Below are 15,132 nucleotides of genomic sequence, written 5' to 3'. Positions count from 1 at the left end.
CTGACAGGCGCCGCCGGTAGCATGGCCCACGAACCTGTCGGGTCGACGCGGCCCCGACCGTCTCGACTCGACGACCTCGTCGTCCTGCCCCCGAACGGTGACCATGAGCGCAGCCACCTCTTTCACGTCCCCCGGCCCGCCCGGCCCTCTGCCGCAGGGCCTCTACGACGGTGCCCATGAGCACGACGCCTGTGGGGTCGCCTTCGTGGCGACCCTGCGCGGCACGCCTGGGCACGACATCGTGCAGCACGCCCTGACTGCGCTGTTCAACCTCGACCACCGCGGCGCTGTCGGCGCCGAGCCCGACTCCGGCGACGGTGCGGGCATCCTGACCCAGCTTCCCGACGACTTCTTCCGCGCGGTGCTCGACCTCGAGCTGCCCGCACCCGGGAGGTATGCCGCGGGCATCCTGTTCCTGCCCGTCGAGGAGACCGACCGGGCCCAGGCCGAGGTGGAGGAGCTGCTGACCTCCGCCGGCCTCACCGTGCTGGGCTGGCGCGACGTGCCGGTCCAGGCCGACCTGGTCGGCTCGCTGGCCCGCTCGGTCATGCCCGCGATGCGCCAGGTCTTCGTGACCGGCCCCGACGGGGAGGAGGGACTGGCCCTGGAGCGGCGCTGCTGGCTGGCCCGCAAGACGATCGAGCGGGGCACCACCACATACCCGGTGTCGTTGTCCTGCCGGACGATCACCTACAAGGGGATGCTGACCACCCAGCAGCTGCCCGACTTCTTCCCCGACCTGCGCGACGAGCGGTTCGCCTCCACCCTGGCCGTGGTGCACTCGCGCTTCTCCACCAACACCTTCCCCTCCTGGCCGCTCGCGCATCCCTACCGGCTGGTCGCGCACAACGGCGAGATCAACACGGTGCGCGGCAACCGCAACTGGATGCACGCCCGTGAGAGCAACCTGGCCAGTGACGTGTTCCCCGGCGACCTGGCCGACGCCCTGCCGATCTGCACCCCCGGCGCCAGTGACTCGGCGACCTTCGACGAGGTGCTCGAGCTGGTTCACCTCGGGGGCCGCTCGCTGCCGCACGCGGTGCTGATGATGGTGCCCGAGCCGTGGGAGAACAACGCCGAGATGGAGCCGGCGCTGCGGGCGTTCTACGAGTTCCACTCCATGTCGATGGAGGCCTGGGACGGCCCGATGAACCTCGTCTTCACCGACGGGACCCTGGTCGGCGGGGTGCTGGACCGCAACGGCCTGCGGCCCTCGCGCTACTGGGTGACCGACGACGGCCTCGTGGTGCTGGGTAGCGAGTCGGGGGTGCTGGATCTGCCGGAGGAGTCGGTGGTGGCCAAGGGCCGGGTCGAGCCGGGCCGGATGCTGCTGGTCGACACCGCCGCCGGTGAGATCGTCGATGACCGGGCACTCAAGGAGGAGCTGGCCGCTGAGGCGCCCTACGGGCAGTGGCTGCAGGAAAACCTGGTGCGGCTGGCCGACCAGCCCGAGCGGGCCCATGTGCGGCACACGCACGCCTCGGTGACCCGCCGCCAGCAGATCTTCGGCTACACCGAGGAGGAGCTGCGGGTCATCCTGGCTCCGATGGCTCAGGCGGGCCTGGAGCCCCTGGGCGCGATGGGGTCGGACACTCCCATCGCCGCCCTGTCCGACCGGCCACGGCTGCTGTTCGACTACTTCGTCGAGGCCTTCGCCCAGGTGACCAACCCGCCGCTGGACGCCATCCGGGAGGAGGTCGTCACCTCACTCGGCGCCTCGACGGGGCCGGAGCAGAACCTGCTCACCGAGGGGCCGGCCCATGCCCGGCAGGTTGTCCTTGACTTCCCGGTGATCGACAACGACGAGCTGGCCCAGCTGCGCCACCTCAACCTCGAGGGGCAGCACCCCGACTTCGCACCGGTCGTGGTCCGCGGCCTCTACCGGGTCGGCGGGGGCGCCGAGGCGCTGGCGGACCGGCTCGAGGAGATCTGCGAGCAGGTCTCCGAGGCGGTGCAGCGGGGCGCGTTCTTCATCGTGCTGTCCGACCGGCATGCCGACCGGGAGCACGCACCCATCCCCTCGTTGCTGCTGACCAGCGCCGTGCACCACCACCTGGTCCGCGAGCACACCCGCAACCGGGTGGGCCTGCTCGTCGAGGCCGGCGACGTGCGCGAGGTGCACCACGCGGCGCTGCTGGTCTCCTACGGCGCGGCGGCGGTCAACCCCTACCTGGCCATGGAGAGCGTCGAGGACCTCTGCCGCTCCGGGCGCCAGCTCGACGGCCTGGACCCCGACGTGGCCATCGCCAACCTGATCAAGGCGCCGGGCAGGTGGATCTTGAAGGTCATGTCCAAGATGGGCATCTCGACCGTGCACTCCTACCGCGGCGCGCAGACCTTCGAGGCGGTGGGGCTGTCCCGTCAGGTCGTGGACCGCTGGTTCACCGGCACCACCAGCCAGATCGACGGCGTCGACCTCGAGGTGATCGCCGAGGAGGTGCGCCGACGGCACAGCATCGCCTACCCGGTGCTCGGCATCGCGCCCTACCACCGCGACCTCGAGACCGGGGGCGAGTACCAATGGCGCCGGGACGGTCCGCCGCACCTGTTCAACCCCTAGACCGTCTTCCGCCTGCAGCACGCGACGCGCACCAAGCGCTACGACATCTTCGGTCAGTACACGGACCTGGTCGACACCCAGTCCGAGCAGCTGATGACCCTGCGGGGGCTGCTGCGCACCAAGCCCGACCGGGAGCCGGTGCCGTTGGAGGAGGTCGAGCCGGTGAGCTCGATCGTGCGCCGGTTCTCCACGGGGGCGATGAGCTACGGCTCGATCTCCCAGGAGGCCCACGAGACCCTGGCCATCGCGATGAACCAGCTGGGCGGGCGGTCCAACACCGGCGAGGGCGGGGAGGACGTCGAGCGCTTGCTCGACCCCACCCGGCGGTCCGCGATCAAGCAGGTGGCCTCTGGCCGGTTCGGGGTCACCAGCGCCTACCTGGTGCACGCCGACGACATCCAGATCAAGGTCGCCCAGGGCGCCAAGCCGGGCGAAGGTGGTCAGCTGCCTCCGGGCAAGGTCTACCCGTGGATCGCCGGCACCCGACACTCCACCCCCGGGGTCGGGCTCATCTCCCCTCCCCCGCACCACGACATCTACTCCATCGAGGACCTGGCCCAGCTGATCCACGACCTCAAGAACGCCAACCCGGGCGCCCGGGTACACGTCAAGCTGGTCAGTCAGATCGGGGTGGGCACCGTGGCCGCCGGCGTCTCCAAGGCGCACGCCGACGTCGTGCTCATCTCCGGGCACGACGGCGGCACCGGGGCCAGCCCGCTGACCTCGCTGAAGCACGCCGGCACCCCCTGGGAGCTCGGACTCGCCGAGACCCAGCAGACGCTGCTGGTCAACGGGCTGCGCGACCGCATCAACGTGCAGGTGGACGGGCAGCTCAAGACCGGCCGGGACGTGCTGATCGCCGCCCTCCTCGGCGCCGAGGAGTTCGGCTTCGCCACCGCCCCGCTGGTGGTCTCCGGGTGCGTGATGATGCGCGTGTGCCACCTGGACACCTGCCCGGTGGGCGTGGCGACCCAGAACCCCGAGCTGCGCGCGCGCTACCAGGGCAAGGCAGAGTTCGTCGTCACCTTCTTCGAGTTCATCGCCGAGCAGGTCCGCGAGCTGCTGGCGCAGCTGGGCTACCGGTCCGTCGAGGAGGTCATCGGCCGGGCCGACCTGCTCGACGTGGAGCAGGCTGTGCGGCACTGGAAGGCCTCCGGGCTGGACCTCGGCCCGGTGCTGCACCGACCGGACCTGCCCGAGGGCACGGCGTTGCGCCGCACCCGCGGGCAGGACCACGGGCTGGACCGGGCCCTGGACCACCAGCTCATCGAGGTCGCCCAACCCGCGCTGGCCGACGGCACCCCGGTCACCGGCGAGTTCCCGGTGCGCAACGTCAACCGCACCGTCGGCACGATGCTCGGACACCACGTCACGGCTCGGGCCGGTCCGGAGGGGCTCCCCGAGGGGACCATCGACCTGACTCTCACCGGGTCGGCCGGTCAGTCCTTCGGCGCCTTCCTGCCTGCCGGGGTCACGCTGCGGCTCGTCGGCGACGCCAACGACTACGTCGGCAAGGGCCTGTCCGGCGGACGCATCGTGGTGCACCCGCCCGCCCGGGCCGGCTTCGAGCCGGCCGACCAGGTCATTGCCGGCAACGTCATCGGCTATGGCGCCACCTCCGGGCGGCTGCACCTGCGCGGCGTGGTCGGCGAGCGCTTCTGCGTCCGAAACTCCGGGGCGAGCGCCGTGGTCGAAGGGGTCGGGGACCATGCCCTGGAGTACATGACCGGTGGGGTCGCCGTCGTGCTGGGACGCACCGGCCGCAACCTCGGCGCCGGGATGTCCGGCGGCACGGCATACGTGCTGGACCTGGACCATGCGCGCGTCAACGCTCAGGTGCTCGCGAACCGCGACCTCGCCTTGACCCCGGTCGAGCCGAGCACCCCGGACGCCGAGGCACTGTGCAACCTGCTGCGCGACCACCTCACCGAGACCGGGTCCACGGTGGCGCGCGCGCTGCTCCACGATCCCGTGGCCGCCCTGGGCCGGTTCACCAAGATCACCCCGCGGCAGTACGCCAACGTGCTGCGCATCCGCGCCGACGTGGAGGCGCGGGGCGAGGACCCCGACGGTCCGCACGCCTGGCAGCTCATCCTGGAGGACTCCCGTGGCTGACCCCAAAGGCTTCCTGAACCACCGCGAGCGAGAGCCGCAGCCGAGCCGGCCGGTGCCGGTCCGGATCATGGACTGGCACGAGGTGCACACGGCGCAGGACGACGCCGTGCTGCGCCGTCAGGCCAGCCGGTGCATGGACTGCGGCATCCCGTTCTGTCATCAGGGCTGCCCGCTGGGCAACCTGATCCCGGAGTGGAACGACCTGACCCGTCGGGGCAACTTCCGGGAGGCGATCGAGCGGCTGCACGCCACCAACAACTTCCCAGAGTTCACCGGTCGGCTGTGTCCGGCACCGTGCGAGACCTCGTGTGTGCTGGCGATCAGCCAGCCCGCGGTGACGATCAAACAGATCGAGGTCTCCGTCATCGACCGGGCCTTCGACAACGGCATGGTCGTCCCGCATGAGCCGGAGTGGCTCAGCGGCAAAACCGTCGCCGTCGTCGGCTCGGGACCTGCCGGTCTGGCGGTCGCCCAGCAGCTGAGCCGGGCCGGCCACACGGTCGTGGTCTTCGAGCGCCACGATGCGATCGGCGGGCTGCTGCGCTACGGCATCCCGGAGTTCAAGATGGAGAAGGCGGTGCTTGACCGCCGACTCGTGCAGCTGCGCGGTGAGGGCATCCGCTTCCACACCGGAGTCACCATCGGGGGTGGCGGCGAGCGCGACTACAGCCTTGCCGACCTGCGCACCCGTTTCGACGCGGTGGTGCTGGCCACGGGGTCGACGGTGCCCAGACCCCTGGGGGTGCAGGGTGGGGACCTGCCGGGGGTGCACCCTGCGATGGACTACCTCGTGCCGGCCAACCGGGAGGCGCTCGGCACGGCAGAGCGGCAGATCTCGGCCGAGGGCAAGGACGTGGTGATCATCGGCGGCGGTGACACCGGGGCCGACTGCTACGGCACGGCCATCCGGCAGGGCGCCCGCTCGGTGACCCAGCTCGACATCCGACCCCCCGCGCCGCATGAACGGCCTGAGCACCAGCCTTGGCCGATGTACCCCTTGATCCACCGGGTCGGTGAGTCGCACGAGGAGGGTGGCGAGCGGGTCTTCGGGGTCAACACCCTGGAGGTGTTGCCGGGCGCCGACAGCGCAGCAGGGCGGATCCGGATCGTCGACGGAGAGCGCATCGACGGACGCTTCGACGCGCACGCCGGCACCGAGCGCGACATCCCCGCCCAGCTGGTCCTGGTGGCGCTGGGGTTCACCGGTCCGGACACGGTCGCCGAAGGGGACCAGAGCCTGGCGCGGACCGACCGTGGGGTCTTCGTGCGCGACGAGCGGTATGCCGTGCCCGACCGGCCCGGCATCTTCGTCGCCGGTGACGCCGGTCGCGGCCAGTCCCTCATCGTGTGGGCCATCGCGGAGGGCCGGGCCTGCGCCGCGGCCGTCGACTCCTACCTGATCGGTGAGACGACGCTGCCGTTCCCGGTGCGAGCCGACGAGGCGCCCATCGGCGTCTGACCCACCCGGTCGCGGCGTCCCGCCGGGCCCGCCTACGGTGGAGCCATGACGACCCCCGCCGAAGACGAGCGCGCCCACGCCGAGCCGGGCAGTCCGGCATACGTGCTGGACCTCGGCCCCCTCACGCTGCGCAAGGCCAGCGTGAGCGCGATGGACAACAACTGCTACCTGCTGACCTGCGCAAGCACCGGCCAGCAGCTCCTGGTCGACGCGGCTGACGATGCAGACCGGCTGGACGCCCTCATCCAGGAGGGCTCGGGCGAGCTGCACGAGGTGGTGACGACCCACCAGCACTGGGACCACCACCGGGCGCTGGCCGAGGTCGTGCGGCGGCACCGACCACGGACCGCCGCGGGGGCCGAGGACGCCGACGCCCTCCCCATCCCCCCGGATGAGCGGCTGAGCCACGGCGACCAGGTCGTCGTCGGCTCCCTTCGGCTGGACGTCCTCGCGCTGCGCGGACACACGCCGGGCTCGATCGCGCTTGCGCTGACCGACGGCGACGGACGGTCCCACCTGTTCACCGGTGACAGCCTGTTCCCGGGCGGACCCGGCAAGACCCCGTCGGAGTCCGCCTTCACCCAGCTGATGGACGACCTGGAAGCCCGCGTCTTCGAGGTCTACGGCGACGACACGATCGTGCACCCCGGGCACGGCGACGGCACCACCCTGGGTGCCGAGCGTCCGCACCTGGCGCAGTGGCGCGAGCGCGGCTGGTGACGTGACGCGGTCGGACTCCGCCACCCGAGTCCGGGTCCACCCCGTCGTCCTGGTCCTGGCCGCCGTCCTCTCGGTGCAGTTCGGGGGCGCCCTGGCCGCCACCCTGCTGCCGCTGATCGGGGTGGTCGGGTCGGTCACGGTCCGCCTGGTGCTCGCCGCGCTGGTGCTCGGCGTGCTGGTGCGGCCCCGGCTGCGGGGTCGTGCGCGAGGCGACTGGCTCCTGGTCGGCTCGTTCGCGGTCACGCTGACGGCGATGAACCTGGCCTTCTACGCCTCCCTGGTGCGACTGCCCATCGGGGTGGCCGTCACCATCGAGTTCCTCGGCCCGCTGACCCTGGCTGCGGTCACATCGCGCCGAGGCCGGGATCTGGCGGCTGTCGGAGCGGCCTTGTGCGGCGTGGTGCTCATCTCCGAGGTGGCCACCACCCCCTGGGGTCAGGTCGACCTGCTCGGGCTGGTGCTCGCGGCGACGGCCGGGGCCTGCTGGGCGGGATACATCCTGCTCAGCCGTGGCACCGGCAGCCGGTTCGAGGGTCTGGACGGCATTGCGATCTGTATGGCGATCGGGGCCCTGCTGCTGCTGCCCTGGGGGATCTGGTCGGCCGGCTCTGCGCTGCTGGACCCGGAGGTGCTGGCCCGGGGTCTGGGCATCGCCCTGCTCTCCTCGGCGATCCCCTACTCCCTGGAGCTGTTGGCCCTGCGGCACCTGGCGGCCGGCGTCTTCGGGGTGTTGCTCAGCCTGGAGCCGGCGGCGGCCGCCCTGGCCGGGCTGCTGGTCCTGGGACAGACCCTGGGGGTGGTGCAGCTGAGCGGGATGGCCCTGGTGGTGATGGCCAGCATCCTCGTACTGGGCCGGCCGGCACCGGGACCGGCGAACCGTGAGATACCGCAGCCGACCTGATCAGTCCTGCTCGCGGTTCGAACCGGACCCCTCGGGTGCCTCCTGCTGCTTGCGGTTCGAATCGTTCCCCTCCTGTGCCTCTTGCTGCTCCCCGCCCGGCTGCGGCCCTTGGCTCGTCGGCTGCTCGTTGTCGTCCCGTGCGCTCTTGATCAGGCTGGCGACCGCCGTGACGGCAAGGATGCCGACGATCAGGGTGAGGGAGAGCCAGATCGGGATCTCGGGGACACTCTCGAGCTTCTCGCCACCGTTGATGAAGGGCAGGCTGTTCTCGTGCAGCGCCTCCAGGATCAGCTTGATCCCGATCACACCCAGCAGGACGGACAGCCCCACGCCGAGGTAGACCAGTCGGCGCAGCAGGTCACCGAGCAGGAAGTACAGCTGCCGTAGCCCCATCAGGGCGAAGACGTTGGCCATCAGCACCAGGTAGGGCTCTTTGGTCAGCCCGAAGATGGCAGGGATGGAGTCGAGCGCAAAGAGCAGGTCGGTGGTGCCCAGCGCCAGGATGACGATGACCATGGGGGTGATGACCTTTTTGCCGTTCTCCACGGTCCGCAGCTTGGTCCCGGCGTCCCACGACTGGGTGGCCGGGAAGCGCTTCTCCACCCAGCGCAGGAGCCGGTTCTCCTCGAACTCCTGGTCCTCGTCACCGTGCCCGATGCTCTCCCGGGCGAGCTTGACCGCGGTGTAGATCAGGAAGGCGCCGAAGATGTAGAAGACCCACGAGAACTGGTTGATCGCCGCGGCCCCCACCAGGATGAAGATGGCGCGCAGCACCAAGGCGATGACGATGCCGATGAGCAGCGCCTGCTGCTGATACTGCCGGGGCACGTTGAACTTGGCCATGATGATCAGGAACACGAAGAGGTTGTCGACGCTCAACGAGTACTCCGTGAGCCAACCGGCGAAGAACTCCCCCGCGAACTGGCCCCCGGAGAAGTACCAGACCGCGAGCCCGAACAAGACAGCCAGCGTGATGTAGGCCCCCAGGGCACCACCCGTCTCCTTCTTCGAGGGCACGTGCGGGCGACGACCCAGGACGAACACGTCGAAGAGCAGCAGCGCGGACACCACGGCGATCGTGGTGATCCACAGCCAGGTGGGGACGTTCATCAAGGCGACCTTCGGGGAGGGAGCAGGCAGGACGGGCCGAATCAGTGCATGGGGGACCTGAGTGACCGGGAACGGCAGGTGCCGGGACCCCTGCGTGCGGCCGAGCCATCATGGCACAACCCCTGCGGGATCGCCCGGTAGCGCGCACGCTTCGAGCGCACTCAGCCGGTGGCCTCCCGCATCTGCCGGAGCTCCTTCTTCAGGTCGGAGATCTCGTCGCGCAGCCGGGCGGCGAGCTCGAAGTGCAGGTCGGTGGCCGCGGCGTGCATCTGCTCGCTCAGCTCCTGGATAAGGTCGGCCAGCTCTCGGGCCGGCAACGCCTCGACCCGCTCCCCTCGAGTGATCCCCGCGTCCGCAGCCACCGTGCCGGCACTGCTGCGACGACCGCGGGACTGGCTCCGGCCGCTGCCCATCAGTGCCTGTGTGTCGGCATCCTCACGCTCGAGCATGTCGGTGATGTCGGCGATCCGCTTGCGCAACGGCGTCGGGTCGATCCCGTGCTCGGCGTTGTGGTCCAGCTGCTTGTCCCGTCGCCGGTTGGTCTCGTCGATGGCCTGCTCCATCGACGGGGTGAGGCGATCGGCATACATGTGCACCTGGCCGCTGACGTTGCGGGCCGCCCGCCCGATCGTCTGGATCAGCGAGCGCGCGGAGCGCAGGAAGCCCTCCTTGTCGGCGTCCAGGATGCTGACCAGCGAGACCTCCGGCAGGTCCAGGCCCTCGCGAAGCAGGTTGATACCGACCAGGACGTCGTACTCCCCCATCCGCAGCTCGCGCAACAGCTCGACCCTGCGCAGGGTGTCGACCTCGGAGTGCAGGTAGCGCACCCGCACGCCCTTGTCGAGCAGGTAGTCGGTGAGGTCCTCGGCCATCTTCTTGGTGAGCGTGGTGACCAAGACGCGCTCGTCCCGGGCCGCCCGCTCGCCGATCTCGTGCAACAGGTCGTCGATCTGACCCTTGGTGGGCTTGAGGACCACCTGCGGGTCGACCAGGCCGGTGGGCCGGATGATCTGCTCGACCACGCCCTCGGACCGGGCCAGCTCGTATTCTCCGGGTGTCGCGGACAGGTAGACCGTCTGGCCGATCCGCTCCAGGAACTCCTCCCACTTCAGCGGCCGGTTGTCCATGGCGCTCGGCAGCCGGAAGCCGTGGTCGACCAGGGTGCGCTTGCGCGACATGTCACCCTCGTACATCGCGCCGATCTGGGACACGGTGACGTGCGACTCGTCGATGACCAGCAAGAAGTCCTCGGGGAAGTAGTCCAGCAGGCAGTTGGGTGCCGACCCCTGCCTGCGACCGTCGATGTGCCTGGAATAGTTCTCGATCCCCGAGCACGCCCCGACCTGGCGCATCATCTCGATGTCGTATGTGGTGCGCATCCGCAGCCGCTGGGCCTCGAGGTGCTTGCCGGCCCGGTCGAAGGCCGCGAGCTGATCGGCGAGCTCGGCCTCGATGCCGGAGATCGCACGCTCCATCCGCTCCGGCCCCGCGACGTAGTGCGACGCGGGGAAGACGTACATCTCCTGCTCCTCCCGCACCACCTCCCCCGTCAGCGGGTGCAGGGTGTAGATCCGCTCGATCTGGTCCCCGAAGAGCTCGACCCGCACGGCAAGCTCCTCGTACTGCGGGATGATCTCGACCGTGTCGCCGCGCACCCGGAACGTGCCGCGGGTGAACGACATGTCGTTGCGGGAGTACTGCATCTGCACGAAGCGCAGCAGCAGCTCGTCGCGGTCGATCTCCTCGCCGACCCGCAGCCGGACCATCCGGTCGACATACTCCTGCGGGGTGCCCAGGCCGTAGATGCACGAGACCGAGGCGACCACCACGACGTCACGCCGGGTCAGCAGTGAGTTGGTTGCCGAGTGCCGCAGCCGCTCGACCTCGTCGTTGATGGAGGAGTCCTTCTCGATGTAGGTGTCGGTCTGCGGGACGTAGGCCTCGGGCTGGTAGTAGTCGTAGTAGGAGACGAAGTACTCGACGGCGTTGTGCGGGAGCAGCTCGCGGAACTCGTTGGCCAACTGCGCGGCGAGGGTCTTGTTGGGCGCCATCACCAGAGTCGGCCGCTGTACCTGCTCGACCAGCCAGGCCGTCGTGGCCGACTTGCCGGTGCCGGTGGCGCCCAGCAGCACGATGTCCTCCTCACCGGCGTCCACCCGGCGGGCCAACGCCCGGATCGCTCCCGGCTGGTCCCCGCTGGGCTGGAAGTCGGCCTCGACCCGAAAGGGGGCCACGGTGCGCTGCAGGTCGGTGGTCGGACGCATGTCTCCTACGGTAGTCGGCCACCATGACATACCTGCGACTGCTTTGACCTGGGCCGGGACTGTGCGATTCTAGGCAGACATATACCAAGGCCTGACCTGCAGGATCACCACCGTGAGGAGCAGCATGAGCCAGACAAGCACCACCTCGGCCGAGACCGAGGAGCACAGCAGCCGCTTGGCCCCCGGAACCCTGGCGCCCCGCGTCTTCTGGCCCGCCGCGTTACTCGTCGTCGGCTTCGTCCTGGCGGCGCTGATCTTCCCCACGGCCCTCAATGATGCGGTCGCCAAGGCGAGCGCCACCGTGATCGACGGGCTGGGCTGGTACTACATCGCGCTGACCTTCAGCTTCGTCGTCTTCTGCGCCTGGCTGGCCGTGTCGCGCTTCGGCAACATCAAGCTGGGCAAGGACGAGGAGGACCCGGAGTTCGGGATGGTCTCCTGGTTCGCCATGCTGTTCAGCGCGGGCATGGGCATCGGCCTGATGTTCTGGGGCGTGGCCGAGCCGCTCAACCACTTCAACAGCCCGCCGCCCGGCACGGAGGGCACCCAGGCCGAGCTGGCCAATGCAGCGATGGGGCGCACCTTCCTGCACTGGGGGGTGCACGCCTGGGCGATCTACGTCGTGGTGGGGCTCGCCGTGGCGTATGCCGTGCACCGGCGGGGGCTGCCCGTCTCCATCCGGTGGGCCCTGGAGCCGCTGCTCGGCGACCGGGTCAAGGGGTGGATCGGTGACGTCATCGATGTCCTGGCCATCGTGGGCACCTTGTTCGGGGTGGCCACGTCGCTGGGCTTCGGCGTCGCGCAGGTCGGGGCCGGCCTGGACTTCCTCGGGGTCGTGGGCAACAGTGCGGGGCTCCAGGTCATCCTGATCATCGCCATCTCCCTCATCGCCACGCTGTCCGTCGTCTCCGGTGTGGGCGCCGGCATCAAGTGGCTCTCCAACATCAACCTCGGCTTGGCGGGCTTCCTGCTGGTCTTCGTGATCGTCGTCGGACCCACCCTGTTCATCTTCCGAGACTTCGTGGAGGCGACCGGCTACTACCTGCAGAACTTCCTGCAGCTGAGCTTCTCCACGCTGCCCTACCAGGGCGAGCCGGGTGCCGACTGGCTCGGCGGCTGGACGACCTACTACTGGGGCTGGTGGATGAGCTGGAGCCCGTTCGTGGGCATCTTCATCGCCCGCATCTCCCGCGGCCGGACCGTCCGCGAGTTCATCGTCGGCGTCCTCGCCGTGCCCACGCTGCTGACCATGGCGTGGTTCACCGCACTGGGCGGCACCGCCCTGTGGCGCGAGATGGACGGACCCGGTGGTCTGATCGATCCGGAGAACGGCGTCAACAACGACACCGCGCTGTTCCAGATGCTCGAGGCACTGCCCGGCGGCGCCGTGCTGGCCGGCCTGGCCATCATCATGGTGGTCGTCTTCTTCGTCACGAGCTCGGACTCCGGCTCCTTCGTGGTCGACATGATCGCCAACGGCGGCAACCCCGACCCGCCCGTCTGGAGCCGTGTGTTCTGGGCGGTGCTGGAAGGCGCCATCGCCGCCGCGCTGATCGGAGCTGCGGCGCTGACCGGAGCCGACGCCGGCAGTGGACTGGCGGCCTTGCAGACCATGGCCATCCTGGTCGCCGCGCCGTTCACCATCGTGATCGTCCTGGCCGTCGTCGCCACGGTGAAGGCTCTCAGCGCCGAGCACAAGGAGATCTTGCGGCTCGAGCGGCAGGTCCTGCGACGGGAGATCGCGCAGGAGACGGCCGAGGCCATGAGCAAGGGCGGGTACGAGGAGTCCACGTTCACCTCCTCCTCGACCACCCACGACGGCCCCGCCCGACGCGGCAGGTCTCGCAAGGACTGACCCCTCGGAGCACGTCGAGGGGCCCCTGCACACCTCACTGGTGTGCAGGGGCCCTCCTCATGCGTCCCGCCCCCAACCCGGGACACCAGGGGGGCACGTGGCCCCCCTCTCAGGGTCTCCCCGGCCCACCGGCAGAGCTTCGTCAAACCTGAACAATCTGAGCCCACCTGCGCATTCGTCGCGGCTGCTCACGTTCTGCAGGTTTGACCGAACGCCGCGGCGTGGCCTCCCTCCCCCGAGGGCGAAACGGAAGGAGCCCCTGCACACTGCGCAAAAGCGCGACGTGCAGGGGCTCCTTCAGGGGGTGCCCAAGAGCCCCGGGGGGCTCTGAGCAAGTGATCAGCTGCCGGTGAGCTTCTCACGCAGCGCGGCGAGCGCCTCGTCCGAGGCGAGGGTGCCGGACTCGTCGTCGGCCGGCGTCTCCTCAGCGGAGGAGTAGGACGACGACGGGGTGCCGCGAGTCGCGGAGGAGCTGGACGAGGAGCTGGACGAGGAGCTGGACGAGGAGCTGGACGAGGAGCTCGTCGTGCTCTGCTCCGCGGTCTCCTCGGCCTCAGCCGCAGACTCGACCTGCGTGCGGTGAGCCTCCCACCGCTCGTGGGCCCCGGCGTACTCCTTCTCCCACTTCTCGCGCTGCTCCTCGAAGCCGTCGAGCCACTCGTTGCTCTCCGGGTCGAAGCCCTCGGGGTACTTGTAGTTGCCCTGCTCGTCGTACTCGGCGGCCATGCCGTAGAGCGTCGGGTCGAACTCGGCAGTGAGTGCGTCCGTGGCCTGCTTCAGCGACAGGGAGATCCGTCGACGCTCCAGGTCGATGTCGATGACCTTGACGAAGATGCCGGCTCCCACCTGCACGACCTGCTCGGGCAGGTCGACGTGGCGCTCGGCCAGCTCGGAGATGTGCACCAAGCCCTCGATGCCGTCCTCGACGCGCACGAACGCTCCGAAGGGGACGAGCTTGGTGACCTTGCCGGGCACGATCTGCCCGATCGCGTGGGTGCGGGCGAAGTGCTGCCAGGGGTCCTCCTGGGTCGCCTTGAGCGACAGCGACACCCGCTCGCGGTCCATGTCGACGTCGAGCACCTCGACGGTGACCTCGTCGCCGACCTCGACGACCTCGCCGGGGTGGTCGATGTGCTTCCAGGACAGCTCGCTGACGTGCACCAGACCGTCGACGCCGCCGCCGAGGTCGACGAAGGCGCCGAAGTTGACGATGCTGCTGACCACCCCGGAGCGCACCTGGCTCTTCTGCAGCTCCTTGAGGAACGTCGTGCGCACCTCGGACTGGGTCTGCTCCAACCACGCGCGCCGGGAGAGCACGACGTTGTTGCGGTTCTTGTCCAGCTCGATGATCTTGGCCTCGATCGCCTTGCCGACGTAGGGCTGTAGGTCGCGCACCCGGCGCATCTCCACCAGTGAGGCGGGCAGGAAGCCGCGCAGCCCGATGTCGAGGATCAGACCGCCCTTGACGACCTCGATGACGGTGCCGGTGACGACGCCGTCCTCTTCCTTGATCTGCTCGATCGAGCCCCAGGCACGCTCGTACTGCGCGCGCTTCTTGGACAGGATCAGCCGACCCTCCTTGTCCTCCTTCTGCAGAACCAGGGCCTCGACGTCGTCACCGACGGAGACGACCTCCGAGGGGTCGACGTCGTGCTTGATGGCGAGCTCTCGCGAGGGGATGACACCCTCGGTCTTGTAGCCGATGTCGAGCAGGACCTCGTCCCGGTCGACCTTGACGATGACACCTTGGACGATGTCCCCGTCGTTGAAGTTCTTGATCGTGGCGTCGATCGCCGCGAGCAGCTCCTCCTCAGACCCGATGTCGTTGACAGCGATCTGGGAGATGGCCGTGTCGGCCGTGGTGGCAGTCATGTAGTAGGGGCTCCGATTGTGGGCAACGTAGGACGGACGGAGACGATGATCGCCCCGTCGCGGGGTGGACAGGTGATGCGTGCGCAGCAGCAATGGCACGCTTCGCGCTGGACAAGAGTATCCGCGCGGCAAGAGTCGGGTCAATCTGCCGACGTGCCTCGCATACTTTGAGCGCGTGGTGCTGGTTGGTGCCTCACGTACTTTGAGCGCGAAACGCTCCCGGTGGGGGCAGGCTTGCCTGGTATGGAAGGCAAGATCGACATGGCCGCACGACGA

At 69.4% G+C, this 15,132-nt stretch carries 7 protein-coding genes and 1 pseudogene; 5 read left to right on the top strand and 3 right to left on the bottom strand.

Features of this window, described 5'->3' with window-relative positions; translation table 11 throughout:
- Positions 1-103: 103 nt before the first annotated feature.
- The 4 genes and pseudogenes from gltB to ACR2FV_RS00710 all read left to right on the top strand — a co-directional run bounded on the left by gltB (position 104) and on the right by ACR2FV_RS00710 (position 7,755).
- Positions 104-4,675: pseudogene (gene gltB / locus ACR2FV_RS00725) on the top strand (glutamate synthase large subunit).
- Positions 4,668-6,134, top strand: a complete 1,467-nt coding sequence (locus ACR2FV_RS00720; RefSeq protein ID WP_434013817.1) for a glutamate synthase subunit beta — start codon at positions 4,668-4,670, stop codon at positions 6,132-6,134. The pseudogene gltB and the gene ACR2FV_RS00720 overlap by 8 nt, the downstream one beginning before the upstream one ends.
- A 45-nt stretch (positions 6,135-6,179) precedes the next feature.
- On the top strand, positions 6,180-6,854 hold the full coding sequence (locus ACR2FV_RS00715; protein ID WP_434013816.1) for an MBL fold metallo-hydrolase: 675 nt from the start codon (positions 6,180-6,182) through the stop codon (positions 6,852-6,854).
- A 1-nt stretch (position 6,855) separates the two neighbouring features.
- Entirely contained in the window at positions 6,856-7,755 is a 900-nt protein-coding gene (locus ACR2FV_RS00710) for an EamA family transporter (RefSeq protein WP_434013815.1), read from the top strand.
- Here the strand turns inward: ACR2FV_RS00710 and ACR2FV_RS00705 are convergent, their stop codons facing one another.
- Positions 7,756-8,865 (bottom strand): TerC family protein, encoded by a 1,110-nt coding sequence (locus ACR2FV_RS00705; protein ID WP_434013814.1) that lies wholly within the window; start codon positions 8,863-8,865, stop codon positions 7,756-7,758.
- 161 nt (positions 8,866-9,026) lie between these two features.
- Positions 9,027-11,129, bottom strand: coding sequence for an excinuclease ABC subunit UvrB (uvrB, locus tag ACR2FV_RS00700; protein ID WP_434013813.1), 2,103 nt, complete (start codon positions 11,127-11,129; stop codon positions 9,027-9,029).
- Between the two features lie 124 nt (positions 11,130-11,253).
- Here uvrB and ACR2FV_RS00695 point away from each other — a divergent pair, with 124 nt between their 5' ends.
- Positions 11,254-12,984: a BCCT family transporter gene (locus ACR2FV_RS00695; RefSeq protein ID WP_434013812.1), complete on the top strand. Its 1,731-nt coding sequence runs from the start codon at positions 11,254-11,256 to the stop codon at positions 12,982-12,984.
- Between the two features lie 339 nt (positions 12,985-13,323).
- Here the strand turns inward: ACR2FV_RS00695 and rpsA are convergent, their stop codons facing one another.
- Complete coding sequence (rpsA, locus tag ACR2FV_RS00690; protein WP_434013811.1) at positions 13,324-14,856, bottom strand: 30S ribosomal protein S1; 1,533 nt, start codon at positions 14,854-14,856, stop codon at positions 13,324-13,326.
- Positions 14,857-15,132: the final 276 nt, after the last annotated feature.

The sequence above is a fragment of the Ornithinimicrobium sp. genome (assembly GCF_051004135.1).
Classification (GTDB): Bacteria; Actinomycetota; Actinomycetes; order Actinomycetales; family Dermatophilaceae; genus Ornithinicoccus.
This window is presented reverse-complemented; position numbering and strand designations above follow the sequence as displayed.

Coding starts and splice junctions, on each gene's coding strand:
- ACR2FV_RS00715 (WP_434013816.1), top strand. CDS start 6,180: ATGACGACCCCCGCCGAAGACGAGCGCGCCCACGCCGAGCCGGGCAGT.
- rpsA (WP_434013811.1), bottom strand. CDS start 14,856: ATGACTGCCACCACGGCCGACACGGCCATCTCCCAGATCGCTGTCAAC.
- uvrB (WP_434013813.1), bottom strand. CDS start 11,129: ATGCGTCCGACCACCGACCTGCAGCGCACCGTGGCCCCCTTTCGGGTC.
- ACR2FV_RS00705 (WP_434013814.1), bottom strand. CDS start 8,865: ATGAACGTCCCCACCTGGCTGTGGATCACCACGATCGCCGTGGTGTCC.
- ACR2FV_RS00695 (WP_434013812.1), top strand. CDS start 11,254: ATGAGCCAGACAAGCACCACCTCGGCCGAGACCGAGGAGCACAGCAGC.